The following is a 24,815-nucleotide window of genomic DNA, read 5'->3' on the forward strand; positions in this document are numbered from 1 at the left end:
GCCTGCGCAGCCGCCGAAACCGAAGACGTCGATGCTGCCGTCGCTGGTCACGAGCGCGATCGCCGCAGAGGCACCGGGCGCTGCCGCGTCTGCTGCGTCTACCGCATCTGTCACGACGTCCGCGCCGCCTGCCTCCCCGGCGCCGGCGGCCAACGCGTCGTCCGAACTGATCGCTCGCGGCAAGTATCTTGCACGCGCGGCCGACTGCGCGGCGTGTCATACGAGCGCGGATGGCGCGCCGTTTGCGGGCGGTGTGCCGCTCAAGTCGCCCTTCGGCACCTTCTACGGCACGAACATCACGCCCGACAAGACGAACGGCATTGGCGGCTGGACGGCCGACGACTTCTATCGCGCATTGCACGACGGCGTGGCGCCGGACAAGGCGTTGTACCCGGCCATGCCGTACACCTCCTATCGCCAGATGACCCGTGCAGACAGCGACGCCATCTACGCGTATCTGATGTCGGTGAAGCCCGCGGCGGTGCCCAACCGCAAGCACGACCTCTCGTTCCCGTACAACATGCGCTTCGGCATGCGCGTGTGGGACTGGATGTTCCTGAAAGACACGCTGCCCGATGCCTCGAAGGGGCAATCGGCCGACTGGCTGCGCGGACGCTATCTTGCCAACGCCCTGGGCCACTGCGCGGAATGTCACACACCGCGAGGCACGTTCGGTCAATTGGACAAGGCAAAGCCGCTTGGCGGGGCTGCGCTCGCACGGATTGCGGCGCCCGATCTGACGCCCGAAGCCCTCGCCGCACGCGGCTGGACGGTGAAGGACCTGCAAACGTTCTTCGGCACGGGGATTGCGCCGCAAGGCTCGGCGTTTGGCGAGATGTACCCGGTGGTGCATTTGAGTACGCAATACCTCACGCCCGACGATCTGCGTTCGCTGTCGACGTATCTTCTTGGCGATGCTGCTCCGGCACCGAAGCCGTTGCCGGAGAATCCCGACACCAGCAAGCTGACGGCCGGCCGCAATCTGTATCTTGCCGTTTGTGCGGGATGCCATGCGGCCGATGGCACCGGCAAGCCGCACGTTGCCGTGTCGATGCTGGGGAATTCGACGGTGCGTCAGAAGGATCCGCGCAATCTGATTGTGGCGATCCTCGACGGTATCGAGCCGCAGAAATTCCCGGGGCTTGAGGCGATGCAGGATATGCCCGGCTTCGACAAGCGGCTCACCGACGCGCAGATTGCCGAGCTGAGCAACTACCTGCGCGTGGCCTACGGCGGGCAGGCGGGCGACGTGAACTCCGAGATCGTCAAACAACTGCGTCAGAAGTGATCTGACCTGCCACCTCCCGGATCGGCATGGCGCATAATGATGCGCCATGTCCCGTACACAACGTCTCTTCTCTCTGATGCAGTTGCTGCGCCGTCACCGTTATCCGGTGGCGGGCGCGGCGCTGGCCGACTCGCTCGGCGTGAGTCTGCGCACGCTGTACCGCGACATCGCGGTATTGCAGGCGCAGGGCGCGCATATCGAGGGCGCGCCGGGGCTTGGCTACGTGCTCAAGCCCGGCTTCCTGCTGCCACCTTTGATGTTCTCGGAAGAGGAGATCGAGGCCATCGTGCTGGGCTCGCGCTGGGTGGCCAGGCGTACCGATGGCGCACTGGCCGACGCTGCGGCCAACGCGTTGGCCAAGATCGCGGCGGTGCTCCCGCCGGACTTGCGCGCTTCCCTCGAAGCCTCGACGCTGCTCATTGGTCCGGGCGATCCGTTGCCGCCGATGATCGTCGATCTGACTGTCATCCGCGAGGCCATTCGTGCCGAGCGCAAACTCCGGTTGTCCTATCGCGACGAAGCGGGGCGCCTGTCAGAGCGCGTCATCTGGCCGTTCGCGCTGGGCTTCTTCGAGCGCGTGCGCATGATCGTCGCGTGGTGCGAATTGCGTGAGGGGTTCCGGCACTTCCGTGCCGATCGCATCGAGGCAATGACCGTGATCGAAACCCGTTATCCGCGCGGGCGGCGTGCCTTGCTCAAGGCGTGGCGCGAGACAACCGGAATACAGTGATCTGTGACGGTTTGCGGCGTTTCAAATGGCCGTTCGGCTACTGACAAAAACTGACAGCATCTCTTCGTACGATGGCATCCATGACAACGCGCAGCGGCACCGGAAATTCGGAGGCCGATGAAGCGGATGTCATTGATAACAATCGACAGGAGCGAGTTATGCTGCATCCGAACATGGTCATTCTGTATGTTGCGAGTCCCCCCGAGAGCGCGGCGTTTTATGCCGATCTGTTTGATCTGGAGCCGGTCGAAGCGTCTCCCGGATTCGCGTTGTTCGAATTTCCTTCGGGCATGAAGCTGGGGCTGTGGGCGCGCTTTGCCGTGGCGCCGACGGTCATCGCCCCGCCGGGCGGCAGCGAAATCGTGGTGCCCGTGGCGTCCGACGCGCATGTGGATGCCACATGGGAAGACTGGCGCGCCCGGGGCATCACCATCGTGCAGTCGCCCACGGCGATGGACTTCGGCCGCACTTTCGTGGCGTCCGATCCGGACGGTCACCGGGTACGCGTGTACAAGCTCGCCGAGAACCAGTGATGACGTGACGCGAGGGCGGGCAAGGCGTGTGAGCGCCTTGCCCGCTTTCGTTCCCGGTCTCCCGCATGACAGCGAAGCCTTACTTGGCAGACGCCGTCTTCACGAGTACGGGCGTGTCGCGATACAACGCGGGGAACAGACGCTTGAGGTCGTGCACCTTCGGCAGATCGTTGATGACGATATACGGATACGTCGGATGTTCGGTCAGAAAGTCCTGATGATAGGTCTCCGCCGCATAGAAGCCCGTGTACTTTTCCACTTTGGTGGCGATGGGCTTGCTATAGACATGCGAGGCGTCGAGCTGAGCGATGTAGGCGTTGGCGACGTTGCGCTGTGCATCGGTCATCGGGAATACGGCTGAGCGATATTGGGTACCGCTGTCCGGACCCTGACGGTTCACTTCGGTTGGATTGTGCGCCACGGAGAAGTAGATTTGCAGCAGCTTTCCGTAGGAGACCTGTTGCGGATCGAACGTCACTTCCACCGATTCGGCGTGCCCCGTCGAACCGCTGCTGACGGTCTCGTAATCGGCGGTCTTTGCACTGCCGCCCGCGTAGCCGGACACGGCTTTCGTTACGCCTTTCACATGCTGGAAAACACCCTGCACGCCCCAGAAGCAGCCGCCCGCGAAGACCGCTGTCTCGGTATGCGCGCCTGTGACGGGTTCGTCGATTTTCGGTGCGGCGATGACGACCGCCGCTTCAGCCCCGCCGAACGCATAGGCGCCGACTTGCCAGACGAGCACGCCCGCCACGGCCGCGGCCGCGCCGACGAGCCCACGCCGGAGGCGTGAGACGGAGACAAGGGGAGTCGCCGACGCGATAGGTGTGTCGGAGGTACCGCTCGCGCCAGGTGAGACCGACACCGAGCGGCGCGACGACTGGCCCGAGGTGCTGTCGTTGATTTGCGACGTGTGTTGGGGATCGAAGGGGGTCATTTGAAAACTCCTGGCGTCTGTAGACGCCTCGCTGACAAGGTCAATGGCAATTGAAAATGAAATCCGGCGCGGATTCGCGGTAGCGGGCGGCAGATCGCAAGCGCCCGCCGGCGCGCGCATGCTCAACCAAACGTAAAGGCATAGGCAGACACGCCCGGATCCAGAAACTCGATGGAGAACGTGCGGTCGCGTACCTCGCCCGCCTGAGCCGACTGACGCACCAGCTGGTACAGGCGTTGTGAGGTCACTGTGCCGGCCCCGTCGGCGGTGACGTCTGTGCCGTGAGCGTTGCCGGGCGCATTGCCGTCGATCGTCACGCGAAAGCGCACGGGCTTGCCGTTCGTGTCGGGGCCGAGTACGAGGTGCAGATCACGGGCGTGGAATCGATAGACGATGCGTGCGCCGGTCTCGGTTGCCGTGGCCTGCTCCGGCCCGACACGCCAGCCACCGGCCAGTCCCCATTGGTTGAGGGACGGCATTGACGGGGCGCGATAGTCGCTGGCCTGATCGCGTACGGCGCCCCCCGGCGATGCAAAGTGATCGGCGCGTTCGTAGCCGACATAAGTTTCCGGCGACGCGACGTCGCGCATGTCGGCCGCTTGCTGAACGCCATTGGCTTGCACGTCGGCAATTCCGCCGGCGACCTGCTTGGCGCCCGCTTCACGCAACAGCTGTTGGATCACGCGCTCCGACTCGGCGTAGTTGCCTTCGCCAAAGTGGTGGTAACGCACACGACCCTGAGCGTCGACGAAGTAGTGCGCCGGCCAGTACTGATTGTTGAAAGCGCGCCAGATGGCGTAGTTGTTGTCGATGGCGACCGGGTAGTCGACTCCCAGATCATGCACGGCCTTCGTCACATTGCCGATATCGCGTTCGAACGCGAACTCGGGGGCATGCACACCGATGACAACGAGGCCCTGATCGCGATACTTCTGTGCCCACGCTTTCACGTACGGCAGTGTGCGCAGACAGTTGATGCAGGAGTATGTCCAGAAGTCGATGAGCACGACCTTCCCACGCAAGGCTTGTGCGGAGAGCGGCGGCGAGTTCAGCCACTGCACGGCGCCGTCGAGCGAAGGCAACTGCCCTTCGACGGGGAGCGGGGCGGGCGCATCGACAGCGGCGAGCATCATCGCGCCGCCGGTGGCGGTCATGGCTGCGCCGCCTGCGTTGGCTTGATCGGCTGCCGGCGCGTTCTGTCCCGGCGTGTCGGTATGGGCCGCGTCGTGACGGCGGGCGCCGAGTTGTTCCACGAGCTTTTGTTCGATACCGCCTGTCGACGCCGTCGAGACTTGCGCGAGTACACCGGTGTCCAGCCCCAATGCGATCGCGGCAACGCCCGCGAGCATCAGTCCGCCGAGCCCGCGTCGGATCCACTCACCTGCGCCGAGAGAGCGTTTCATGGCGGCGAACACGCGCCCGCCGACGAGCAGTGCCAGCGCGAGCGACGTGGCCGCGCCTGCCGCGTACGCGACCAGCAAAAGCGTCGTGCCGACACTTGCGCCTTGCAGCGCGGCGCCCGTGAGCACCAGACCCAGAATCGGGCCGGCGCACGGCGCCCAGAGCAGCCCGGTGGCGATCCCCAGCAGGAACGAGGGGCCGGGACGCGGGCCGGAAGTGACGGCGTCCTTGGCGATGCCGTCAGTTTGCGCCGACTGCGACAGCCGGTCGCCAAGCGATACGAGCGGATGCGTGAGCCGTTCGGCGAGCTTCGGGAAGAGCAGTGTCGCACCGAAGAGCGCCACCAGCGCGAGTGCGAGCCAGCGGCCGTACTGATTGGCCTGCACGACCCAGCTCCCGCCCACGGCCGCGAGCGTGGCGACCAGCGCGAACATCAGCACCATACCGGCGAGCATGGGCAGCACGCTGCGCGAGAAAGACTGGCCGGCACGCGAGAAGACGAACGGCAGTACCGGCAGAATGCACGGGCTGACGATTGTCAGAATCCCGCCGAGATAGGCAAGGATGAGCAAAGTCATGACGCACTCCAGAAGCAGCGCCCGAATGCCGGGCGAAGCCAATTTTTATGAGTTGGCGGTAAGTGGGGCTGGTTATATCCCCTCGGGCAGGGTGGTTTCGACATCAGGCTGCTTGCGGATTGAACGTCATGGCAAGGCCGTTCATGCAATAGCGCAGACCGGTCGGCTTCGGCCCATCGTCGAACACATGGCCCAGGTGGCCGCCACAACGCCGGCAATGCACTTCGGTGCGAACCATGCCGAACGTTGTGTCGGTACGCGTGCCGACGGCGTGCTCAAGCGGTGTCCAGAAGCTCGGCCAGCCGGTGTGGCTGTCGAATTTCGTGCGCGACGAAAAGAGCGGCAGTGCGCAACCGGCACAAGAGAAGGTGCCGGCGCGGTGTTCGTCGTTGAGCGGGCTCGAATAGGGACGCTCGGTCCCTTCGTTGCGCAGGATTTCGTACTGCCCGGGCGTCAGGCGCTTGCGCCACTCGGCGTCGCTGTAGGCCACCTCGAAGTGTTCGGGGGTGTTGGCATGGCGGGCGTCTTCCGCCCGTGCCGGGCGCACGAGCCGCGGCACCAGTCCGGCGGCGACGGCCGCCGCCGCAGCGGTCGCGCTCAGCAGAAACACCCGGCGCGATGGTACCGGGTGGGGGCTCCCGGCGGCAGCGCGGCGCGGCTGATGCGACTTAGGCGACTTGGACGACTCGCGCGGCTCAGTTGAGCGGTGTGGATCGTTTTCGGACAAACTCATGACATCCTCCGGTCAGTAGGACGATCCGGGGCGGCGCTGGCATCGTCGTCACCGGTTCAGGGGAGCGGAGCGACGGTAGTGATGCACAGCGGAGATCCGCGCCGGATCGATGACTGAAGCGTAGTGCGCGGGCGATGCCAAAGTCCTCACGTAAAATTAAACAATTCGTGATACCTCGCGGTGCGTGAACTGCGCACAATGGGGTCTCCAAGACCCACTTTCCCGGGAGTTGTCCCTTCGATGGAATCGCCGCGCCGTGTTTTGCTCGTCGAAGACGACGTGCATATCGCCGATTTGCTCACGCTGCATTTGCGCGACGAGCGATTCGAAGTCGTGCATTGCGCCGACGGCGACGAGGGGTTGCGCCGGTTGTCCGAAGGCGGCTGGGATGCCCTGATCCTCGACCTGATGCTGCCGGGCGTCGATGGTCTGGAAATCTGCCGCCGGGCGCGGGAGATGACGCGCTACACCCCCATCATCATCACGAGTGCGCGCTCTAGCGAAGTCCATCGGATTCTCGGGCTGGAACTCGGGGCCGACGACTATCTGGCCAAGCCGTTTTCGGTGCTGGAACTGGTCGCCCGGGTCAAGGCGCTTATGCGACGGGTCGACGCGCTGGCTCGCAACGCGCGCATGGAGGCTGGCAGTCTGGCGGTTTCCGGGTTGTTCATCGATCCGATCGCCCGCGAAGCGTCGCTCGGTGGCAAGCGGCTCGATCTCACGCCGCGCGAGTTCGATCTTCTGTACTTCTTCGCGCGCCAGCCCGGCAAGGTGTTCTCGCGCATGGATCTGCTCAATGCCGTATGGGGCTATCAGCACGAGGGCTACGAGCACACCGTCAATACTCACATCAATCGGCTGCGCGCCAAGATCGAGGCGGACCCGGCACAGCCCACACGCATCCTCACGGTCTGGGGACGTGGTTACAAGTTCGCGACCGATGGCGGACCGGACGGCCCGAGTGCCGACCCAGGAGCTGTATGACGCGCCGCTGGAATCTCACATTGACGCAGCGCCTGTCGCTGGTCTTCGCGGTGTTGCTGCTGGTGTGCTGCGGCACGTCGGCATGGATGCAGGTGCGCGCGAATCGCATGCACGAAGCCGAGGTGATTCAGGGGCTCTCTCGCGGACTTGCCGAGCACATTGCCGCCAATGCGCAACTGATGGACTCGAACGGTATGAAGCCGGATGCCGTGCGGCGTCTGTTCGGTCAGTTGATGGTCGTGAATCCCAGTGTCGAGGTCTATCTGCTCGACATGCACGGGCGCATCACCGGTCACGCGGCGCCGGAGGGTCATTTGCGGCGCACGCAGGTCGATCTGGCGCCTGTGCACCGGCTACTCGACGGCGAGGCGCTGCCGATCTATGGGGACGATCCGCGCAATACCGATGTTCGCAAGGTGTTCAGCGCCGCGCCGTTGCGCGTGGATGGTCGGGAGGTCGGGTACATCTACGTCGTGCTGCTCGGCGAGGCTCATGACCGGTATGCCGAACGCGGGGCAACGAGCGTTGCGCTCAATACCGCGCTATGGTCCATCGGACTCGTGGCGGCGTTGTGCCTGATTGCCGGTCTGGCGGCGTTTGCGCTCATCACCCGGCCGTTGCGACGCCTGACCGACGTTGTGCGCGAGTTCGATATCGACGCCGCCCCGGTGTCTGCGCTGCCGGCTGTCTCGTTGGACGAACCAGCCTCGCAACAGGGGCGCCCGAGCGACGAGATCGTGGTGCTGGAGCGTGCCTTCCGGCAAATGGTGGAGCGACTGGAAACGCAATGGCGCGCGCTCACGCGTCAGGATCAGGAGCGGCGCGAGCTGATCGCCAACATCTCGCACGACTTGCGCACCCCGCTGTCGTCGCTGCACGGTTATCTCGAAACGCTATCGCTCAAGGACGCCACGCTCACGCCAGCCGAGCGGCGGCGCTATCTGGGCATTGCACTCGATCAGAGCCGCAAGGTCGGGGCGCTGGCGCAGTCGCTGTTCGAACTGGCGCGCCTCGAACACGGCTTCGTACAGCCCGAGGCCGAGCCGTTCTCCATCACGGATCTGATTCAGGACGTTTTTCAGAAATTCGAGCTGAGCGCCGAGTCGCGCGGGGTAGCGCTGCGCGCGCAACTCGCACCGCAAATTCCCGTCGCACGGGCCGATCTGGGGCTGATCGAGCGGGTATTCACGAACCTGCTCGATAACGCGCTGCGGTACACGCCGTCGGGCGGGGAGATTACGGTGTCAGTGGCGCCGGTCGGCACGGAAATCGAGGTGCAGGTGAGCGATACCGGGCCGGGCATTCCCGAGAGCGCGCGCGACGGACTCTTCGAGCGGCCATTCACGGTCGGGGGCGCCCGCCGTGAGGGCGGGCTGGGCTTGCGTATCGTGCACCGTATTCTGCAACTGCACGGCCGGCGTATCACGCTGGTCGACGCCGCCGGTCATGCAGGACAGGGTGCGACGTTCCGCTTTACTTTGCCGACGTGATCCTGTTCTCTGCCGGGGTGCCCGGCACGGTGTCGAAATAGGTCAGCTTGCGCACGAAGACATTGGCGAACGGGTCGACCTTTTCACCTGCGGCGGAAGGTGAGGTGATCACGACGCGCACAATGTTGCCGTGGCTGTCGTATTTGTAGTGATACTCCGACACGTGGCGCTCGCCGGTGGCGGCGTCGGTGCGGGTCACGCGCATGAGTTCGTGGCGCGGGGAGTATTCCGATACCTCGTTGTCCCATGCCAGCGGCAGCCACTGACCGTCGATGAAGGCCGACGCGCCGTTGTCCCGGACGATGCGCCCGCCGTCGGGTTTGCGCTCCACACTCGCGAAGGTGCGGTAGGAAACGACCTTCGGCGCGGGGCGTACCTTGCCGTCTGCCGTGACCACCTGACGCGCCTCGTTCGGCGCTTCCCACTGACGCGATAGCGCGAAGCACTCGTCGTCGAACAGGCGTGCCTGCAGGCTGCCGGCGCGACGATGATGGATGCCGTTCGCCGACGCGAGAATGCGGCGGGTCCATTCCAGTTGACCGTCGCTTTCCTGACGCACCTGCTCCTTCCATGTCCCGCGCCTTGTGGCGCCGCGCACGACCCAGGCGTCGGCGCTCTGCCAATCGACGGGGGCGCCGTCGATGCTGCGCAGGCGTCCGTCGGCGTCGTAGGTATAGCGGCCGCGGTCGGTGCTTGAGAGCAGGTGGCCCTGAGCGTCGAACTCCATAACGAAGCGATTGCCGTTGTCGAGCGGACCGACCTTGCCGGTGCTGCGATCGTAGCTGGCGATGAAGCGCGTTTCTTCGATACGGCGAACCCCGGCAGGAATACCACCGAAGTTGCGCATCAGATCGTCTTCTTCGCGCAGGGAGGTCTGCACGCACCACGGCAACGGGGCGACGGGCTGCGGCGCGTCGGCAACGGTGGGAGACATCGAGGGGGGCGTGGGTGTCGCTGTGCCGGTGGCCGGGAGATTCACCGGGGCGGTGCCCGGAAGGGGACCGGCGCAACCCGCCAGCGCCGCAGCCAGCGTGAGGAGTTCAAGTCCACGGCGGACAGAGCGTACGGAAAGCATGGAATGGGCGGTTCGGACAGGTAAAGCGGACATCATTGCAAACGATTGTCGGGAAGATTCTCTCCCGGATTGTACCGGCTCTATGTGACGTGTCAGTTCCACAGCCTGGCAGGGGGGCTTCAACGGGAAAGCAAACGTGCCTGGGTGAGAGTCACGGACCGAGCGCATCGATCCGGCGAAGGGGACGGAGTTAGCCGCTGTGAGGCGACATTCTCAGCGTCGCCATGCCGACATCGCTACGGGCAAGCGCTTGCACACGATCGCCGAGGGGATACCTGCACACAGGGGATCAGTCGGCCCGGTCCGAACAACGCTCCTTTAGGGGCGCTCCTATCCGGCAAGAGGCGTCGTCCGGATGTAGCTTGCGGAGAAACGACCGGCCCTTTTCCGTGAGCTGGGCACGGCGCAAGCCGGTATCCGATTGTTCCAGCATGACGAGCTGGCGTTCGAGCAGTGCGTCGAGTTCGGCGCGTTTCATGTCGAGCTGGTCGGGTGCCTGGCGAACCAGCATCAGGGTCGCAAATTCGTGTGGACTGAGCATTTTTGTCTCCTGTCAGCAATGGAACCGTGAGCAGGGGCACGAGGCAAAGGATGCCACGCTGCGAGGCAGCGTCAAATGGGCAGTGTCAAATGGCAGCGCCGGTTTGGCGATGCGGTGTTTCCTCGTCGATCGAAGGCGATGCACCGGTGGGGCATCGCAGTGTTCCGGTAAGTCTTACCCGGCGTGGGCCCAGAGCAACGCGAAACGGGCGAGACGGGCAATACGGGCAATACGGGCAATACGGGCAAGACGCAGGCAATGCACATGGCCGTGGCAAAAACGGAAGGGTTCCGTCCATCGAGATCGGCTGGTTTTGCATCGTTAGCCGTCGCCGGATGTCTCCGGATAGCGGGTTAAGCGGCACATCCCCCTGCACGATGTGCCGCGTGTCCGCGCACGGCAGGTGGCTTACGTCTGTTCAACGCTGACCTGAATGCGTCTCGGCTTCGCCTCCTCTCGGCGCGGAATCGTCAGCTTGAGCACGCCGTCGCGCAACTGTGCATCGATACGTGTCACGTCAAAATCCGGACTCAGCGTGAACGCACGCCGGAAATGCGGATGACGCACTTCGCCGTGCAGCAAGCGCAGTTCGGCGGGCGTTGGAACGATTGCCTCTGCTTCGATATTCAGACTGCCGTCCTGAACGCGCACTTCTAGCTTCTCGCGTGGCACGCCAGGAAGGTCGGCATACAGTGTGATGCCGCGGCTATCCTCGAACACGTCGACGGCGGGCGCGATACGGGTGACAGGCTTTGCCGTCTCCCCGCCCTGCGCGCCGACGACATCAGTGCGCGATGAACGGGAGGTCAGTTCAGTGTTTTCATTCATGATGTTCTCCGTGTTCGTTCTGCGGTATCGGGCGCCTTACTGGACGGAAATCGCCCGCGGCTTCGACGCCTCGGAGCGCCCGACGGTGATCATCAGGCAGCCGTTGGTGTAGCGCGCGCTGACCTTGTCCGGGTCGGCGTGCTGGGGCAGCTCGATCACTCGCCGGAAAGCACCCATAAAGCGCTCCCGGGCATAGACGCGAGCATCGTCGCCCAGGTCCGGGCCAGGCGGTTTGCGTTCGCCGCTGATGGTGAGCAGGCCCTTCTCGATCAAGACGTCGATCGCGGCCGGATCGAGCCCGGGGGCGAACGCGACAATCTCGATGCTGTCGTCGGTACTGCCGATGTTCACTGGAGGAAAGGTCTCGCTGCGCATCGCGCGCAGGCTTGCCGGAAAGCCCGAGAAGAGGCTTGTCATCTGCCGCTGCAGGCGGTCGAATTCGCCCAACAGATCGGTGTTGTAGAAAAGATCGCTCATGAGTGGCTCCTGAAATTCAGGGGGCCTTTCACGAAAGGCGAGTGGAACCACGCGCTCCAGTCCGCCCGTCGTGGATAAGCCCGCCGACAAACAAATCGAAACACGCAGCGCTTATCGCGACTGCCTGAGCAATGCATAAAATAGTGCAGGAAACGGAAATTTCAAGAGGCCCCGCAACATAGCTCACAGGAGGTCGAATGGATCTTTTCGACAGACTTCAGGAACAGGTCGAGAGTGTTCGCCTGCCGCTGTTTGCCGTGACGCTCACGGCGGCGGCGCAGGTAAATTCCCCGCTTCTTGCCATACTTCACTGGCACGGCTTCCGGCGCGCAACACCGCTTGTCTTGCCCGGGGTCGACATCCCGCCGCGACCGATTCCCGGATCGGCCATTCAGCTCGACGCGCCATGGCATCGTCTCGAAACCGTGGACGCCATGCTGCTCGACGCCGCCTGGCAATACGGCGCATGGGATGTCGAGCGCACGGAACAGCGCGGCTGCAACGTGATCGGCGCCAGCGCTGCCGAGGCGCTGGCCTGCCGTCAGGCGTTTGGCGACTACGGTGACGACATTGCCTTTCCCCAACCGCTTCTCGACGACCAGACCGATCGTCGCGAGCTGATGCAGCTCGCCGCGCACAAGGGGTATGTGCGATGGCTCTTCCGGCCCGTCAAAGGCGGGGTATGGCGCACGCTCGACGAGCCGGACGACACGCTTGAGGCGGATGGCGGCCGTCGGCCACCTTGTCCGGTACCCGCCCAGCCCCGGCGCCCCGAGGGACGAGGCCGCACAATCTATCGGCTCGGCAAGGTTCGCCGCATTCTGTTAGTGCGCTGAATACGCGCTGAAAACGCGCTGAAACAATTTGTTACAAAAAAGCACTTTTTCGCCTCTTGAAGCCCAACACGGGCACCCCTATTTCGCTTTCCGCCAGACATTGGCTCGGCTGGTGCAATACGCCGCTTCGAGCGCGCCGAGTGCACCAGCCGGATTCCCTTATTGGTGATCCTTTAATCGCTTAGGAGATGGAAATGCAGATTCGTCCCCTCTACGACCGGGTTATCGTCAAGCGAATCGAAGCGCAGCGAACTACGGTCTCGGGCATCGTGATTCCCGATTCAGCGGCTGAAAAGCCGGAGCAAGGTGAAGTGGTTGCGGTCGGCACTGGTCGACTGCTGCAAGACGGAACGCTGCGCGCGCTCCAGTTGAAAGTCGGTGATCGGGTGCTGTTTGGCAAATATGCAGGCCAGACGGTCAAGGTCGACGGTGAAGAATTGCTTGTCATGCGCGAGGAAGACGTCATGGGCGTTCTCGAGGCCGACGCCGGCGCTGCACGCAAGGCCGCCTGACATCGCATTCGGGTCGCGGACACCGGGCGGGTCGTTCGCGACGCGTTGAATCAACGACTACTTTCCGGAGCAATATCATGAGTGCAAAAGACGTCAAATTCCATGACAGCGCGCGCGCCCGCATCGTCAAAGGGGTGAACGTGCTCGCCGATGCAGTGAAGGTCACGCTTGGACCGAAGGGTCGCAATGTGCTGATCGAACGCAGCTTTGGCGCCCCCACCATCACGAAGGACGGTGTATCGGTTGCCAAGGAAATCGAGCTGAAAGACCGCTTCGAAAACATGGGCGCGCAGATCGTCAAACAGGTCGCCTCGAAGACCGCCGATGTGGCCGGCGACGGAACGACTACCGCCACCGTGCTTGCGCAGGCCATCGTGCAGGAAGGCATGAAGCATGTTGCCGCCGGCATGAATCCGATGGACCTCAAGCGTGGTATCGACAAGGCCGTCGCTACCGTGCTTGATGAACTGCGCCAACTCTCGAAGCCGATTTCCACGAACAAGGAAATCGCGCAGGTGGGATCGATCTCTGCAAATTCAGACGAAGCGATTGGCAGAATCATTGCCGATGCCATGGAACGAGTCGGCAAAGAGGGCGTGATTACGGTCGAAGACGGCAAGTCGCTCGACAACGAACTCGACGTAGTGGAGGGCATGCAATTCGATCGCGGCTACGTCAGCCCGTACTTCATCACCGATCCGGAAAAGCAGGCGGCGTATCTGGACGACGCTCTGGTCCTGCTCCACGACAAGAAAATCTCGAACATCCGGGATCTGCTGCCCATCCTTGAGGCGACCTCGAAGGCGGGCAAACCCCTGCTGATCGTTGCGGAAGATATCGACGGCGAAGCCCTGGCAACGCTCGTGGTCAACGCGATGCGCGGCATTCTGAAGGTGGCCGCCGTCAAGGCGCCCGGGTTTGGCGACCGCCGCAAGGCGATGCTCGAGGACATTGCGATCCTCACCGGAGCCACCGTCATTTCCGAAGAAACCGGCATGCAGCTTCAGAAAGCCACGCTCGAGGATCTGGGGCGGGCCAAGCGCGTCGAAGTCCGCAAGGACGACACCATCATCATTGACGGTGCGGGTGACGAGAAGCGCATCGAGGCGCGCGTGCAGGCGATCCGTACGCAAATCGAAGAGGCGACGAGCGACTACGATCGCGAGAAACTGCAAGAGCGCGTGGCGAAGCTGGCGGGCGGTGTGGCCGTAATCAAGGTCGGCGCGGCGACCGAGGTTGAGATGAAGGAGAAGAAAGACCGCGTCGACGACGCGTTGCATGCAACGCGCGCGGCGGTAGAAGAAGGTATCTTGCCGGGCGGCGGCGTGGCGCTTCTGCGTGCGCGGTCTGCGGCAAGCCACCTGAAAGGCGCTAACAGCGATCAGGACGCGGGCATCCAGATCGTGCTGCGTGCGCTCGAAGCACCGTTGCGCGTCATCGCCGCCAACGCCGGGGACGAGCCTTCGGTGGTCATCGCGAAAGTGCTCGAGGGCAATGGCAATTTCGGCTATAACGCAGCCACGGGCGAGTATGTCGATCTTGTCGAGGCGGGCGTGGTCGATCCGACCAAGGTTACGCGCACGGCTCTGCAAAACGCTGCTTCGATTGCCGGGCTGATCCTGACGACGGATGCCACGGTCGCCGACGCGCCGAAAGAGGAAAAGACAATTCCGTCCGGCGCACCGGAACTCGAGTACTGACCCAGCGGTGGGTTGTGCACGCGCCGGTCTACAGTCGCGACCGGCGCGTTTCGTTCGGCGCCGCACGATGTCTGTGTCATGCGGCGCCGTTTTTTGCCGGAGACAGACATGAGGCTTGAACTTTCCATCGACGCTAATCCGCTCGACATAGAGATCGACGACGTGGTCGCGGGACTGCTCGCTGCCCGGCTTGATCTTCCCGCTGGGGCGGACAACAGCGAAGCGCTCGCACGCTATCTCAGCGAGAAGGCTGCGCCATGGACGCTCGACGAAGACCACATGCGCAAGCGTATTCTTCGCAGGCTGATTCTTGACATAGCCGACCCCGCACTGATTATTCGCCATCTCATGGCGGATGACTGAACTGACTCGACCCGCGCAATGGGCAATCGTGTCAGTCCCCATTTGTGAGCCGGCGAACGGGCGGGGGTGCCGATTTTCTTCGTCGATCAGTTGTCCTGGCCCGGCGTAGCGAACCCCGGCAGACCGAGTTGCTCCGGCAACTGGGGGACTCGCCGAAAGCGCGAGCTGTCATAGCCCATAGCTTCCAATCGCGTGAGCAGCGAGCGGTAAGTCGCGTCGTCAATCGTCGGCGTGCGCGAGAATATCCATCCAAGCGATTTATCCGGGTAGCCGAGAATGGTGTAGCGGTAATCGGGATCCACGTACAAGGTGAGTTGAGAGACGTAGATCGGCCAGATGAGTCGTACACGCCAGTGACCGCCTTCGCTGCCCGGCACTACGCTGTCGAGAAACTGGTAGTGGGTTTCGGGCTGGTCGAATCCCCCTTTGCGGCCATAGAAGTGATCGTCGATTCTTCCATCGTCTCGAAGTACCCATTCCGCTCGGGTCGCGACGAAGCCACGCTCGGCGAAATAGGGAATGTTGGCAACGACGTACCAGCGGCCCATGTATCGAGGCAAGTCGACCGAGGTAACCTTGAGCGGAACATTGGCGAGAGGGTTGGGGTTGGGAGGGGACCCGGAGCAGCCTGCGAGCGCTATGCAACATAGCGTTGCGCATGACACGGCCAGACCGCGTGCCAACCGCGCCGCCGCTCGCTTTGTCCAGCCGACTATCCGGGAGAGGAGCCCGCCCGCCAGCGGATAAGCACTCGCAGCATATTGGGTCATACCGTTTCTCCCACGACCTTCTCTCGCTTCTCGAACAGGTGATGACCGACGCTCCACGGCTGGCCGCTCGCATCACCGAACAATGCAGCAACGGCTATCCGCACGCGAGCGGGCGCGGCAAACAGACCACAGAAGGTCGTTGCGACTGTCAATAGCATGTATGACTCCCGGCAATGTGGTTGGCGATGCGCTCGTATACGGGTAAAGCACCCGGCCGGATGCACGGCTGACGAATTTCTTCCTCCAGTGAAAGAATTCACATGCATTGATGCATCCGAAAGCAGTCCTCATCCGTTTTAGCTTTTGCTTCCATCTCGGAGAAGCGCTACCAATCGGGTGAAGGAATGAAAAAGTTCAAGCAAGCCGGATTTCTTGCGATCTGTCTGTCTGTGGGCGCCGTTACCGGCTTCCAGGCTGTCTCGGCGTCGGCCGCCATGGATGGCGCGGATCAAACGGTCATGGTGGGCGGGGCGGCCATGTATCCCTCCAAGAACATTATTCAGAACGCGGTCAATTCTAAGGACCACACGACGCTGGTAGCCGCAGTAAAAGCGGCGGGGCTAGTCGATACCCTTTCCGGCGCCGGGCCGTTCACGGTTTTCGCGCCCACGAATGAGGCGTTTGCGGCGCTTCCGGCCGGGACAGTCGACGGATTACTGAAGCCGGAGAGCCGGCCCGCGCTGGTGAAGGTGTTGACCTATCACGTGGTTCCGGGCCGCCTCTCGGCTCAGGAACTCATGAAGGCGGTCAACGACGGCGGGGGCAAGGCGATCCTGAAAACGGTCGAGGGAGACTCGCTAACCGTGATGAGCGACGGTACTCACCTGACGGTGACCGATGACAAAGGCGGCACCGCGCGCGTCACTATCGGAAACGTCATGCAATCGAACGGCGTGATTCATGTCGTCGACAAGGTGCTCCTGCCGTAACGACCCCATGGGGAGGCGGCGCGCGTAAGCACCTGCCTCCCAAAAGTCTCCGGGGCGATCTGCTTTCGCCATGTCTGCCGTGCACCCGAAAGGACACGGCGCGACGTTTCGTGTCAGATATTGCGGTAACGCGATGAAGAAACACCGACTCTCCCGCCTTCTTTCGACGCTCTCGGCCTGCGCCACACTATGCGCTTGCACCCCGGTGAATGTGGTCAATGCCTTGACACCCAGCAAGACCTATCGCCTGGTCCCTGACATTGCTTATGGCGACGCCGAGCGGCTAAAGCTCGACGTCTATGTGCCGACGCGACCTGCTGGGCGTGCGGCCGGCATGCCCGTTGTTGTATTTTTCTACGGCGGCAGTTGGCAAAGCGGTGAGCGTGCCGAATACCGCTTCGTTGGCGAAGCACTCGCGTCGCGGGGATTTCTTGCGATTCTGCCGGACTACCGAACCTATCCGGACGTGATCTTCCCCACGTTCATGGACGACGCGGCGAAGGCGGTACGGTGGGCTATCGATCGGGCGAGCGCTTTCGGCGGTGATTCGGAGCGCGTGTTTCTCATGGGGCATTCGGCGGGCGCCCAGATCGCTGCATTGCTTGTGACCGATGAGCGTTACCTGCTCGAAGCGGGCTTGGCGACGCGCAACATCTCGGGCATGGTAGGACTCGCCGGGCCGTATGATTTTCTGCCACTACAAAGCAAAGTGCTTCGTCGGATATTTCCCGAACCCGTGCGCAAGGCGAGCCAGCCGATTGAGTTCGTCACGGGGTGCGAGCCTCCCATATTTCTGGGGGTAGGCGATACCGACAGTGTCGTCTTGCCCGGAAACGCCGTCCGGTTTGCCGAGCGGTTAAGGGCGATGCATGGCACTGTGGAGATTCGACACTACAACCTCGGTCACGCATTAATGCTGGGCGCGATCAGTGCACCGTTGCGCCGTTTCTCACCGGTGCTGGACGACATCGCCGATTTTGTAAATGCCATTTCGGAGCGAAGGGTGGTTCGTCAGGTCTGTACGCAGACTGAGCATTTCGCCGTCGGCGATACATCGTCGATCAAGTGATAAATGGAGCAGCAAGGCGTGATGCCGCGACTAATGCCTCAGGCGTCGGCATCGCTCGGAACAATACGTAACGTTTTCCCACGCCCGTGCCCATTTCTTGCGCCAGACGAACGAGCGTCCGCACACAGGGCAGATTTTGCTCGGCAGAAAAGGCTTTCGGTGCACGTTATTCCGACGGCATGGTGCGGTTTTGCGTCACCCAGATAAGCGCATCGGTATCGACGCCCAACGCTTGCGCCCGGGCCAGGATGCGTTTCATGTCGTTGTCGGCGATTCGTTTGTCCCGAGCCAGAATCCAGCAGTAGCCGGTGTCGGGCCCGAGAACCAGCGCCCATCGGTAGTCCGGATCCAGTGCTGCAACGTGGTAACCGCCGTAAAAGGGCCCGAAAAAAGAGACCTTGAGCGAGGCGACATCCGGCGCACCGGTGAAGCGAGCCTTTCCGCTGACTTCTTTCCAGCGACCCGTGGCTGGATCGAAACCACGATTCAGCACCTTGACGCTGCCATCCGGCTGGCGCGTATAGGTTGCCGAGACGTCCGTCATGCCGCGCTCGAACGAGTGATCGAGGCGTGCCAGTTCATACCAGCGCCCCTCGTAGCGCCCGATATCAAACGGCGATACCGGGATGACTCCCGGTGGTGGATTCGTGCTCGCGCAGGCCGACACCAAAATCAGCAACGACGAAAGCACTCCCAGCAGCCCAATCCGGAATGACGTTCCGACGAAAACACTCTCTCTCATGGCATACCTTCGACGGTGAGTTTGAAGAGAACGGGGTAAATCGGCCTGTCGCCCCGAGCGGGACCCGCTGGGCGAGTTCAACGCTCCGGCACTTGCCGGCGCTTGGCCCGCGCAATATGGCGTCAAAACAAGTGGGGATGTCAGACCGTATAAAGGTACGAATGCTCCCGCGTCTGCGCGCCGGAGTTGCTTACTGAGAACGCGTAGCCATTAACGTCAGAAACTCACGGCGCAGCGAAGGATCTTCGAGAAATCTCCCGCGCATCACACTGCTCACCATGCGCGCACCGTCATCTTTGGTCCCTCGCCAGTGCATGCAGAAGTGATCCGCTTCTATGACGAGTGCCAGGCCATCCGGCGCAATTTTCTCCTCAAGCAAGTCGGCGATTTGTTTCACCGCTTCCTCCTGAATCTGCGGTCGGGCCATGATCCAGTTGAGCAAACGCGCATATTTGGACAGTCCCGGGAGATTTGAATCGGCGTTCGGCAGAATGCCGATCCATGCGTGCCCCATGATAGGACACAGATGGTGTGAGCAAGCGCTCCTCACCCGGAGCGGACCGATCAGCGTAAGTTCGTTCAATTGTCCGATGTTCGGAAATTCGGTGATGGCCGGGGGCGGCTCGTAGCGGCCCGCGAACACTTCTCTCACGAACATCTTGGCCACGCGTTTCGCCGTGTCGCGGGTGTTGTGATCGTTGTCGACGTCGATGACGAGCGCGCGCAGCGCATTTTCGATATGAAACGCGACTTCTTCCTGAAGCCTGTCTACGTCGCCTTCGCGCAGATGGGAAGCGATATTGTCGTTCGCATGAAACCGGACGCCTGTATTACGCAGACGCTGAACGATGGCTTGCGACAACGGAATCCCGTCCTGAGTGCTCTGCGTGATGGCTGGCTGCGAATCGATAATTGCGCCCATGAAATTCTCCTTAGCGGAAAGGGTTCTGATGACCCGCGCCTTATCGTTCGCGGCGCCCCATACCCGGAATAGACCAGCCCTCGTGCGCGACTATCGCGGCCAGAGCATCTTCAAACAATGCGACCGCTTTGTTGGCAGCATCGCCCAAGTGCTGGTGGAGCAGGGCGTCGGCGGGGGAGCGCGACAGGCACTCATCGCTATATCGCTCGAAGGCGGAAACTTGCAGCACCAGTTCGGCAAGATGCTTGGGACACTCGCACGCAATCGTCGTCGATTGCGAGGCCACGTTGGCCAGCGTTTCATCGTCGAACCGACGCGGTGATCGCGACCAACGCGGGTCATGGCCCGAACCTGACGCATTGTCGCGACGCAACGACCGAACGAAATCGACGATGATTTCGTTCGCATGCAACAGCGCGTTGGATTTTCGCTTTAGCTCGATGCCCTCGAGACGAGCGAGATCGATGGCGCGACGCGCGCCGAAAGCGTAGACGACAAGGACTTGCTCGCAACGGATGCGCCGCGCGGCCGCAACGATGGAGAGCACTTTGTCTTCGTGAAGTGCCTCGACGCGAACGACCATGCCGTTTGTCATGGCGCGTTGGTCGTCGTCAGGTGGAATATCTTCAACGCTATTGAACGTAAGGCATGTAATGCCCGCCGGCGTTTCCGGTTTCACGCTTTCGCCGAAACCCACAATGATCAGGTTCGCAGAAAGTGGTTCGCTTTGCGAAAGGGGGGCGCCGGCACCGCTCGCCAATCGGCTCAACTGCTCGTTATCCAAATGAGCGATTGCACCGATTGCATGCCCTTTGTCGACGAGTGACTTGATGGTTCGCAGTCGACCGACATCCAGGTCGGAATACTGACGCTGACCGGAGGCGCTCGTGGCAGGAGAAATGACGCCATAGCGTTGCTCCCAGATCCGCAACGTGGCGGCCGGCATATCGACGAGTTTTGCGGCTTCGCCACTTCGATAACGTCGAACTGAACTCACTCTGGCCTCCATTCCTGGCGCGCTTCAATCGAAGATGTAATCCGGGGTTAACTTAACTCAATGCTTCCGTGGAGTCAATAATTTAACTCGTTTTATTGTTTATCTGTTATTTTGAGTTGAAAATATGACTCAAAAATCTTTGCTGAGTGCGAAAGTCGCTCGCTGTGGACGGGCGTTTTCGAGGGAGGGGCGGGCAATGCGGGACGCGTCTATCTGGTGCGAGCTGGCGCAGCCCGGGCCGAGATCGGTAATAATGGCGGTCGATCGCAGGCTGCGCAGCACTTGCACAAATGCTCGCGCCTGTGCCGGAGTCTTAACTCAGAGAATCGTTATGCGTGACATCATTGACGGCTTTCTGCGATTTCAACGCGAAGCCTATCCCCAGCGTGTCGAGCTATTCAAGCGACTCGCCACCAGCCAAAACCCGAAAGCGCTGTTTGTTACCTGTTCGGACAGCCGCGTCGTGCCGGAGCTGCTGACGCAGCGCGAGCCGGGCGAGCTATTTGTAATACGCAACGCAGGCAATATCGTTCCGTCGTACGGGCCCGAGCCCGGTGGCGTTTCCGCGACTGTCGAGTATGCGGTTGCCGTGCTGGGCGTGCGGGACATTGTGATTTGCGGCCACTCGGACTGCGGTGCCATGGGCGCAATTTCGCGCTGCACCTGTCTCGACCACATGCCGGCAGTTGCCAACTGGCTGCGACATGCCGACGCCGCGAAAGTGATCAACGCGGCGCACTCGTTCGATACGCCCCGCGCCAAGCTTGACGGGCTGGTGCGAGAGAACGTGATTGCCCAACTGGCAAATCTGCGTACTCACCCTTCGGTAGCGCTGGCGCTGGAACAAGGGCGCATGAACCTGCACGGTTGGGTCTACGACATCGAAACCGGAGGCATCGATGCGCTCGACGGCGCCACACGCACGTTCGTTTCGCTGGCGGAAGCGCCAAGCACCGTGGCGGTGACCTCGCGCAATCCGGACGGGCGTTGAGGCCCGTTAGCATTGCCTGCCGTCATCATCTAGCCCCCGCAAAGCACAAAAATGTAGCCCTAGGGAAAACCCCGCGTCTTGAAATCGTAAAACCCCGTCCCTATAATTAGCACTCGTTGGCGCAGAGTGCTAACGCCATGAATTCACCATATATGCAAAAAATTGCATATTTAGTTTTGACGATCTCACACTGAGAGAAAGAGGAGCTTGTAATGAACCTTCGTCCCTTGCATGACCGCGTTATTGTCAAGCGCCTGGACAACGAAACGAAGACGGCGTCGGGCATCGTGATCCCTGATGCCGCCGCTGAAAAGCCGGATCAGGGCGAGATCCTGGCTGTCGGCCCGGGCAAGCGCGATGATCAAGGCAAGTTGATCGCACTCGATGTGAAGGTGGGCGACCGTGTTCTGTTCGGCAAGTACGCCGGCCAGGCCGTTAAGGTCGACGGCCAGGAACTCCTGGTCATGCGCGAAGAAGACATCATGGCCGTCGTGGCCGCCTAAGATTGTCTGCCCCCAGACATCTTCCGTAAAGTATTCAAGGAGTTATTGCAATGGCAGCTAAAGAAGTCGTTTTCGGCGATGCCGCTCGCGCCAAGATGGTCGAGGGTGTCAACATCCTCGCCAACGCCGTCAAGGTGACCCTGGGCCCGAAGGGCCGTAACGTTGTGCTCGAGCGCAGCTTCGGTGGCCCGACCGTGACCAAGGACGGTGTGTCGGTCGCCAAGGAAATCGAACTCAAGGACAAGCTCCAGAATATGGGCGCGCAAATGGTCAAGGAAGTGGCTTCCAAGACCAGCGACAACGCCGGTGACGGCACCACCACCGCTACGGTGCTGGCTCAGTCGATCGTGCGCGAAGGCATGAAGTTCGTCGCCTCGGGCATGAACCCGATGGATCTGAAGCGTGGTATCGACAAGGCCGTTGCTGCCGCCATCGAAGAACTGCGCAAGATCAGCAAGCCGTGCACGACCAACAAGGAAATCGCTCAAGTCGGCTCGATCTCGGCCAACAGCGACACCTCGATCGGTGACTACATCGCCAAGGCGATGGACAAGGTCGGCAAGGAAGGCGTGATTACCGTCGAAGACGGCAAGTCGCTGCAAGACGAGCTGGACGTCGTCGAAGGTATGCAATTCGACCGCGGCTACCTCTCGCCGTACTTCATCAACACCCCGGAAAAGCAAGTTGCGATTCTGGAGAACCCGTTTGTCCTGCTGTTCGACAAGAAGGTCTCGAACATCCGCGATCTGCTGCCGGTGCTGGAGCAAGTCGCCAAGGCTGGCCGCCCGCTGTTGATCATCGCTGAAGATGTCGAGGGCGAAGCCCTGGCAACGCTGGTGGTGAACAACATCCGTGGCATCCTGAAGACCTGCGCCGTCAAGGCACCGGGCTTCGGCGACCGCCGCAAGGCCATGCTGGAAGACATCGCCATCCTGACGGGCGGCCAGGTCATCGCCGAAGAAATCGGCCTGACGCTGGAAAAGGCCACGCTCAACGAGCTGGGCCAAGCCAAGCGCATCGAAATCGGCAAGGAAAACACCATCATCATCGACGGTGCCGGCGAAGCTGCGAACATCGAAGCGCGCGTCAAGCAAATCCGCGCCCAGATCGAAGAAGCTTCGAGCGACTACGACCGTGAAAAGCTGCAAGAGCGCGTGGCCAAGCTGGCCGGCGGTGTTGCCGTGATCAAGGTCGGCGCTGCGACCGAAGTCGAAATGAAGGAAAAGAAGGCTCGCGTGGAAGACGCACTGCACGCTACGCGCGCTGCCGTGGAAGAAGGCATCGTCCCGGGCGGTGGTGTTGCACTGCTGCGCGCTCGCGTGGCCGTGGCCGACATCAAGGGCGCCAACGCTGACCAGGACGCCGGTATCAAGATCGTGCTGCGCGCCATGGAAGAGCCGCTGCGCCAGATCGTCACCAACGGTGGCGAAGAAGCCAGCGTCGTTGTGGCCAACGTGATTGCCGGCAAGGGCAACTACGGCTACAACGCGTCGACCGGCGAGTACGGCGATCTGGTGGAAATGGGCGTTGTGGACCCGACGAAGGTTACCCGCACCGCACTGCAAAACGCCGCATCGGTGTCGGGCCTGCTGCTCACGACCGACTGCGCCGTTGCCGAACTGCCGAAGGAAGATGCTCCGATGGCTGGCGGCATGGGTGACATGGGCGGTATGGGCGGCATGGGCATGGGCATGTAAGTCTCGCAAGAGACTGCATGACGGGGCGTCGAAAGACGCCCCGGATGCCGGGTCGCCGGGCTTCGCTGCGGAATTTTCGATTCGGCGGTTGAAGCCCGCACCAAAACGGCAACGAGTTCCTCGGAATTCGTTGCCGTTTTTTTTATGCCTGCGTGGACGTCTGAGCCGGTGGGGCGTTGTCGTTGCCGCTTCGAATGCGCGAGGGGACGAGCGGTGCCGTGGCGGCGATCTCGTCCTGCATCCACTGCCAGAAGGCGTGTATCGCGCGCTCGCGCGGATGATTCTCACGCCAGTTCACGTGATATTCGAGGCTTGGCGGAATGCGCGCATCGCCGATCTGCACCAATTCGCCTGCCGCCAGCGCATCGCGCACCAGCAGACTGCGTGTCGTGGCCACCCCCTGTCCCGCAATCGCGGCCCGCAGGAGTAATCCCGAATCGTCGAAAATCGGGCCGCGCGTGGGTTCATGCGGCGGCAAGCCGGCGGCAACCTGCCAATCGCGCCATGACCGATGCGCAAAGCGCAGCATCGGCAATTTGTCGGTGTCCGCCACGGTGAACCCCGGCACGCGTGCGATCAGATCGGGGTGGCATACGGCGATCACGTAGTCGTCGAGCAGCTTACGCGTAACGAATCCCGTGGCTTCTACGCGTTGATGCCAGATGCCCACATCGACCGAATACGGGTCGGGGGCGGCGATATCTGCGTGAATTCTCAGCATCAGGTCGATGCCCGGGTGCTTTTCACTGAAGCGGTCCAGTCGGGGGATCAGCCACTGCGCCGCCAGATCGGTCATCACACTGACTTCCAGGCGCACCGTGACCGGCGACGCACCGGGGGCCGTGCCGGCCCGTGCCTCCGCGATCGCCTCGTCGAGTTCCGACATGCCGATGCGCACGCGCTCGGCCAGGCGTGCTCCCACGCTCGTTGGAATCATTCGGGCACCCACGCGGCGGAACAGCGCCGTGCCGAGCTGTTGCTCGAGTGAGCGCATATGGTGACTCACCGCACTGTGCGTCAAATTCAATTCATCTGCGGCCCGCGTAAAACTACGATGGCGAGCGGCTGCTTCAAGCGCGCGCAGTGTTTGGAGGGGAGGAAGGTGTTGGAACATGATGTCAAATTCTACTCACAATACGCGCGCAAAGGTTTCGTTGGCGTCATCGCAGGGTTCGGCCGACAATCCATA

28 protein-coding genes are annotated in these 24,815 nt (G+C 62.1%); 14 read left to right on the forward strand and 14 right to left on the reverse strand.

Annotated features, from left to right (window positions below; all coding sequences use genetic code 11):
• Positions 1-31: 31 nt before the first annotated feature.
• The 3 genes from AT395_RS07045 to AT395_RS07055 all read left to right on the forward strand — a co-directional run bounded on the left by AT395_RS07045 (position 32) and on the right by AT395_RS07055 (position 2,551).
• Positions 32-1,288, forward strand: coding sequence for a c-type cytochrome (locus AT395_RS07045; RefSeq protein WP_042117213.1), 1,257 nt, complete (start codon positions 32-34; stop codon positions 1,286-1,288).
• A gap of 46 nt (positions 1,289-1,334) precedes the next feature.
• Positions 1,335-2,018, forward strand: coding sequence for a helix-turn-helix transcriptional regulator (locus AT395_RS07050; protein ID WP_042112426.1), 684 nt, complete (start codon positions 1,335-1,337; stop codon positions 2,016-2,018).
• A 158-nt stretch (positions 2,019-2,176) separates the two neighbouring features.
• Positions 2,177-2,551, forward strand: coding sequence for a VOC family protein (locus AT395_RS07055; protein ID WP_048627694.1), 375 nt, complete (start codon positions 2,177-2,179; stop codon positions 2,549-2,551).
• 79 nt (positions 2,552-2,630) lie between these two features.
• On the opposite strand, the gene msrA is transcribed toward AT395_RS07055, so the two are convergent.
• From msrA to msrB, 3 genes are all read right to left on the reverse strand, one after another.
• Positions 2,631-3,488 (reverse strand): peptide-methionine (S)-S-oxide reductase MsrA, encoded by an 858-nt coding sequence (gene msrA / locus AT395_RS07060; RefSeq protein ID WP_082117619.1) that lies wholly within the window; start codon positions 3,486-3,488, stop codon positions 2,631-2,633.
• A gap of 122 nt (positions 3,489-3,610) precedes the next feature.
• The gene (locus AT395_RS07065; RefSeq protein ID WP_042112423.1) at positions 3,611-5,467 is read right to left on the reverse strand and encodes a cytochrome c biogenesis protein DipZ; all 1,857 of its coding nucleotides are present in this window, start codon (positions 5,465-5,467) and stop codon (positions 3,611-3,613) included.
• A gap of 103 nt (positions 5,468-5,570) precedes the next feature.
• Positions 5,571-6,200: a peptide-methionine (R)-S-oxide reductase MsrB gene (gene msrB, locus AT395_RS07070; protein ID WP_082164635.1), complete on the reverse strand. Its 630-nt coding sequence runs from the start codon at positions 6,198-6,200 to the stop codon at positions 5,571-5,573.
• A gap of 240 nt (positions 6,201-6,440) precedes the next feature.
• Between msrB and AT395_RS07075 the strand changes: the two genes are divergently transcribed.
• Positions 6,441-7,184, forward strand: a complete 744-nt coding sequence (locus AT395_RS07075; protein ID WP_042112422.1) for a response regulator transcription factor — start codon at positions 6,441-6,443, stop codon at positions 7,182-7,184.
• Positions 7,181-8,674, forward strand: coding sequence for a sensor histidine kinase (locus AT395_RS07080; RefSeq protein WP_047014179.1), 1,494 nt, complete (start codon positions 7,181-7,183; stop codon positions 8,672-8,674). The genes AT395_RS07075 and AT395_RS07080 overlap by 4 nt, the downstream gene beginning before the upstream one ends.
• On the opposite strand, the gene AT395_RS07085 is transcribed toward AT395_RS07080, so the two are convergent.
• From AT395_RS07085 to AT395_RS07100, 4 genes are all read right to left on the reverse strand, one after another.
• Positions 8,658-9,749, reverse strand: coding sequence for an RHS repeat domain-containing protein (locus tag AT395_RS07085; protein WP_167370718.1), 1,092 nt, complete (start codon positions 9,747-9,749; stop codon positions 8,658-8,660). The two genes, AT395_RS07080 and AT395_RS07085, sit on opposite strands and share 17 nt — an antisense overlap.
• A gap of 289 nt (positions 9,750-10,038) precedes the next feature.
• Positions 10,039-10,290, reverse strand: coding sequence for a hypothetical protein (locus AT395_RS07090; RefSeq protein ID WP_042112418.1), 252 nt, complete (start codon positions 10,288-10,290; stop codon positions 10,039-10,041).
• Positions 10,291-10,698: 408 nt separating this feature from the next.
• Positions 10,699-11,118: an Hsp20/alpha crystallin family protein gene (locus AT395_RS07095; RefSeq protein ID WP_048627691.1), complete on the reverse strand. Its 420-nt coding sequence runs from the start codon at positions 11,116-11,118 to the stop codon at positions 10,699-10,701.
• Positions 11,119-11,154: 36 nt separating this feature from the next.
• The gene (locus AT395_RS07100; protein ID WP_042112416.1) at positions 11,155-11,595 is read right to left on the reverse strand and encodes an Hsp20/alpha crystallin family protein; all 441 of its coding nucleotides are present in this window, start codon (positions 11,593-11,595) and stop codon (positions 11,155-11,157) included.
• Positions 11,596-11,792: 197 nt separating this feature from the next.
• Between AT395_RS07100 and AT395_RS07105 the strand changes: the two genes are divergently transcribed.
• From AT395_RS07105 to AT395_RS07120, 4 genes are all read left to right on the forward strand, one after another.
• A complete protein-coding gene (locus AT395_RS07105) occupies positions 11,793-12,431 on the forward strand; it encodes a hypothetical protein (protein WP_048627690.1) in 639 nt (212 codons plus the stop codon).
• Between the two features lie 194 nt (positions 12,432-12,625).
• Positions 12,626-12,943 (forward strand): co-chaperone GroES, encoded by a 318-nt coding sequence (locus tag AT395_RS07110; RefSeq protein ID WP_042112414.1) that lies wholly within the window; start codon positions 12,626-12,628, stop codon positions 12,941-12,943.
• 77 nt (positions 12,944-13,020) lie between these two features.
• The gene (groL, locus tag AT395_RS07115; RefSeq protein WP_042112412.1) at positions 13,021-14,643 is read left to right on the forward strand and encodes a chaperonin GroEL; all 1,623 of its coding nucleotides are present in this window, start codon (positions 13,021-13,023) and stop codon (positions 14,641-14,643) included.
• Between the two features lie 108 nt (positions 14,644-14,751).
• Entirely contained in the window at positions 14,752-15,006 is a 255-nt protein-coding gene (locus AT395_RS07120) for a hypothetical protein (RefSeq protein WP_048627689.1), read from the forward strand.
• 86 nt (positions 15,007-15,092) lie between these two features.
• Here the strand turns inward: AT395_RS07120 and AT395_RS07125 are convergent, their stop codons facing one another.
• Complete coding sequence (locus tag AT395_RS07125) at positions 15,093-15,776, reverse strand: lipocalin family protein (protein WP_082164633.1); 684 nt, start codon at positions 15,774-15,776, stop codon at positions 15,093-15,095.
• Complete coding sequence (locus AT395_RS25500) at positions 15,773-15,934, reverse strand: hypothetical protein (protein WP_156219629.1); 162 nt, start codon at positions 15,932-15,934, stop codon at positions 15,773-15,775. Before AT395_RS25500 ends, AT395_RS07125 begins: the two co-directional genes overlap by 4 nt.
• A 186-nt stretch (positions 15,935-16,120) precedes the next feature.
• Here AT395_RS25500 and AT395_RS07130 point away from each other — a divergent pair, with 186 nt between their 5' ends.
• Both AT395_RS07130 and AT395_RS07135 read left to right on the forward strand, forming a co-directional pair.
• Positions 16,121-16,705, forward strand: a complete 585-nt coding sequence (locus AT395_RS07130) for a fasciclin domain-containing protein (RefSeq protein ID WP_048627688.1) — start codon at positions 16,121-16,123, stop codon at positions 16,703-16,705.
• Positions 16,706-16,838: 133 nt separating this feature from the next.
• Positions 16,839-17,774 (forward strand): alpha/beta hydrolase, encoded by a 936-nt coding sequence (locus AT395_RS07135; RefSeq protein ID WP_231606001.1) that lies wholly within the window; start codon positions 16,839-16,841, stop codon positions 17,772-17,774.
• Positions 17,775-17,804: 30 nt separating this feature from the next.
• On the opposite strand, the gene AT395_RS07140 is transcribed toward AT395_RS07135, so the two are convergent.
• The 4 genes from AT395_RS07140 to AT395_RS07155 form a co-directional block, all read right to left on the reverse strand.
• Positions 17,805-17,939 carry a DUF2256 domain-containing protein gene (locus tag AT395_RS07140; protein WP_072632791.1) on the reverse strand — a complete coding sequence of 45 codons (135 nt, stop codon included), beginning with the start codon at positions 17,937-17,939 and terminating at the stop codon, positions 17,805-17,807.
• A 1-nt stretch (position 17,940) separates the two neighbouring features.
• On the reverse strand, positions 17,941-18,516 hold the full coding sequence (locus AT395_RS07145) for a lipocalin family protein (protein WP_042112408.1): 576 nt from the start codon (positions 18,514-18,516) through the stop codon (positions 17,941-17,943).
• 190 nt (positions 18,517-18,706) lie between these two features.
• The gene (folE, locus tag AT395_RS07150; protein WP_042112407.1) at positions 18,707-19,438 is read right to left on the reverse strand and encodes a GTP cyclohydrolase I; all 732 of its coding nucleotides are present in this window, start codon (positions 19,436-19,438) and stop codon (positions 18,707-18,709) included.
• Between the two features lie 40 nt (positions 19,439-19,478).
• Positions 19,479-20,435: a MerR family transcriptional regulator gene (locus AT395_RS07155; RefSeq protein WP_167370719.1), complete on the reverse strand. Its 957-nt coding sequence runs from the start codon at positions 20,433-20,435 to the stop codon at positions 19,479-19,481.
• 331 nt (positions 20,436-20,766) lie between these two features.
• Between AT395_RS07155 and AT395_RS07160 the strand changes: the two genes are divergently transcribed.
• From AT395_RS07160 to groL (AT395_RS07170), 3 genes are all read left to right on the forward strand, one after another.
• Positions 20,767-21,426, forward strand: coding sequence for a carbonic anhydrase (locus AT395_RS07160; RefSeq protein ID WP_042112405.1), 660 nt, complete (start codon positions 20,767-20,769; stop codon positions 21,424-21,426).
• 212 nt (positions 21,427-21,638) lie between these two features.
• On the forward strand, positions 21,639-21,929 hold the full coding sequence (gene groES / locus AT395_RS07165; protein ID WP_010808449.1) for a co-chaperone GroES: 291 nt from the start codon (positions 21,639-21,641) through the stop codon (positions 21,927-21,929).
• Positions 21,930-21,979: 50 nt separating this feature from the next.
• Positions 21,980-23,626, forward strand: coding sequence for a chaperonin GroEL (gene groL / locus AT395_RS07170; protein ID WP_042112375.1), 1,647 nt, complete (start codon positions 21,980-21,982; stop codon positions 23,624-23,626).
• A 142-nt stretch (positions 23,627-23,768) separates the two neighbouring features.
• Here groL (AT395_RS07170) and AT395_RS07175 read toward each other — a convergent pair whose 3' ends face one another.
• Positions 23,769-24,740: a LysR substrate-binding domain-containing protein gene (locus AT395_RS07175; RefSeq protein WP_048627686.1), complete on the reverse strand. Its 972-nt coding sequence runs from the start codon at positions 24,738-24,740 to the stop codon at positions 23,769-23,771.
• Positions 24,741-24,815: the final 75 nt, after the last annotated feature.

It is taken from the genome of Pandoraea apista (assembly GCF_001465595.2).
Taxonomy (GTDB): Bacteria; Pseudomonadota; Gammaproteobacteria; order Burkholderiales; family Burkholderiaceae; genus Pandoraea; species Pandoraea apista.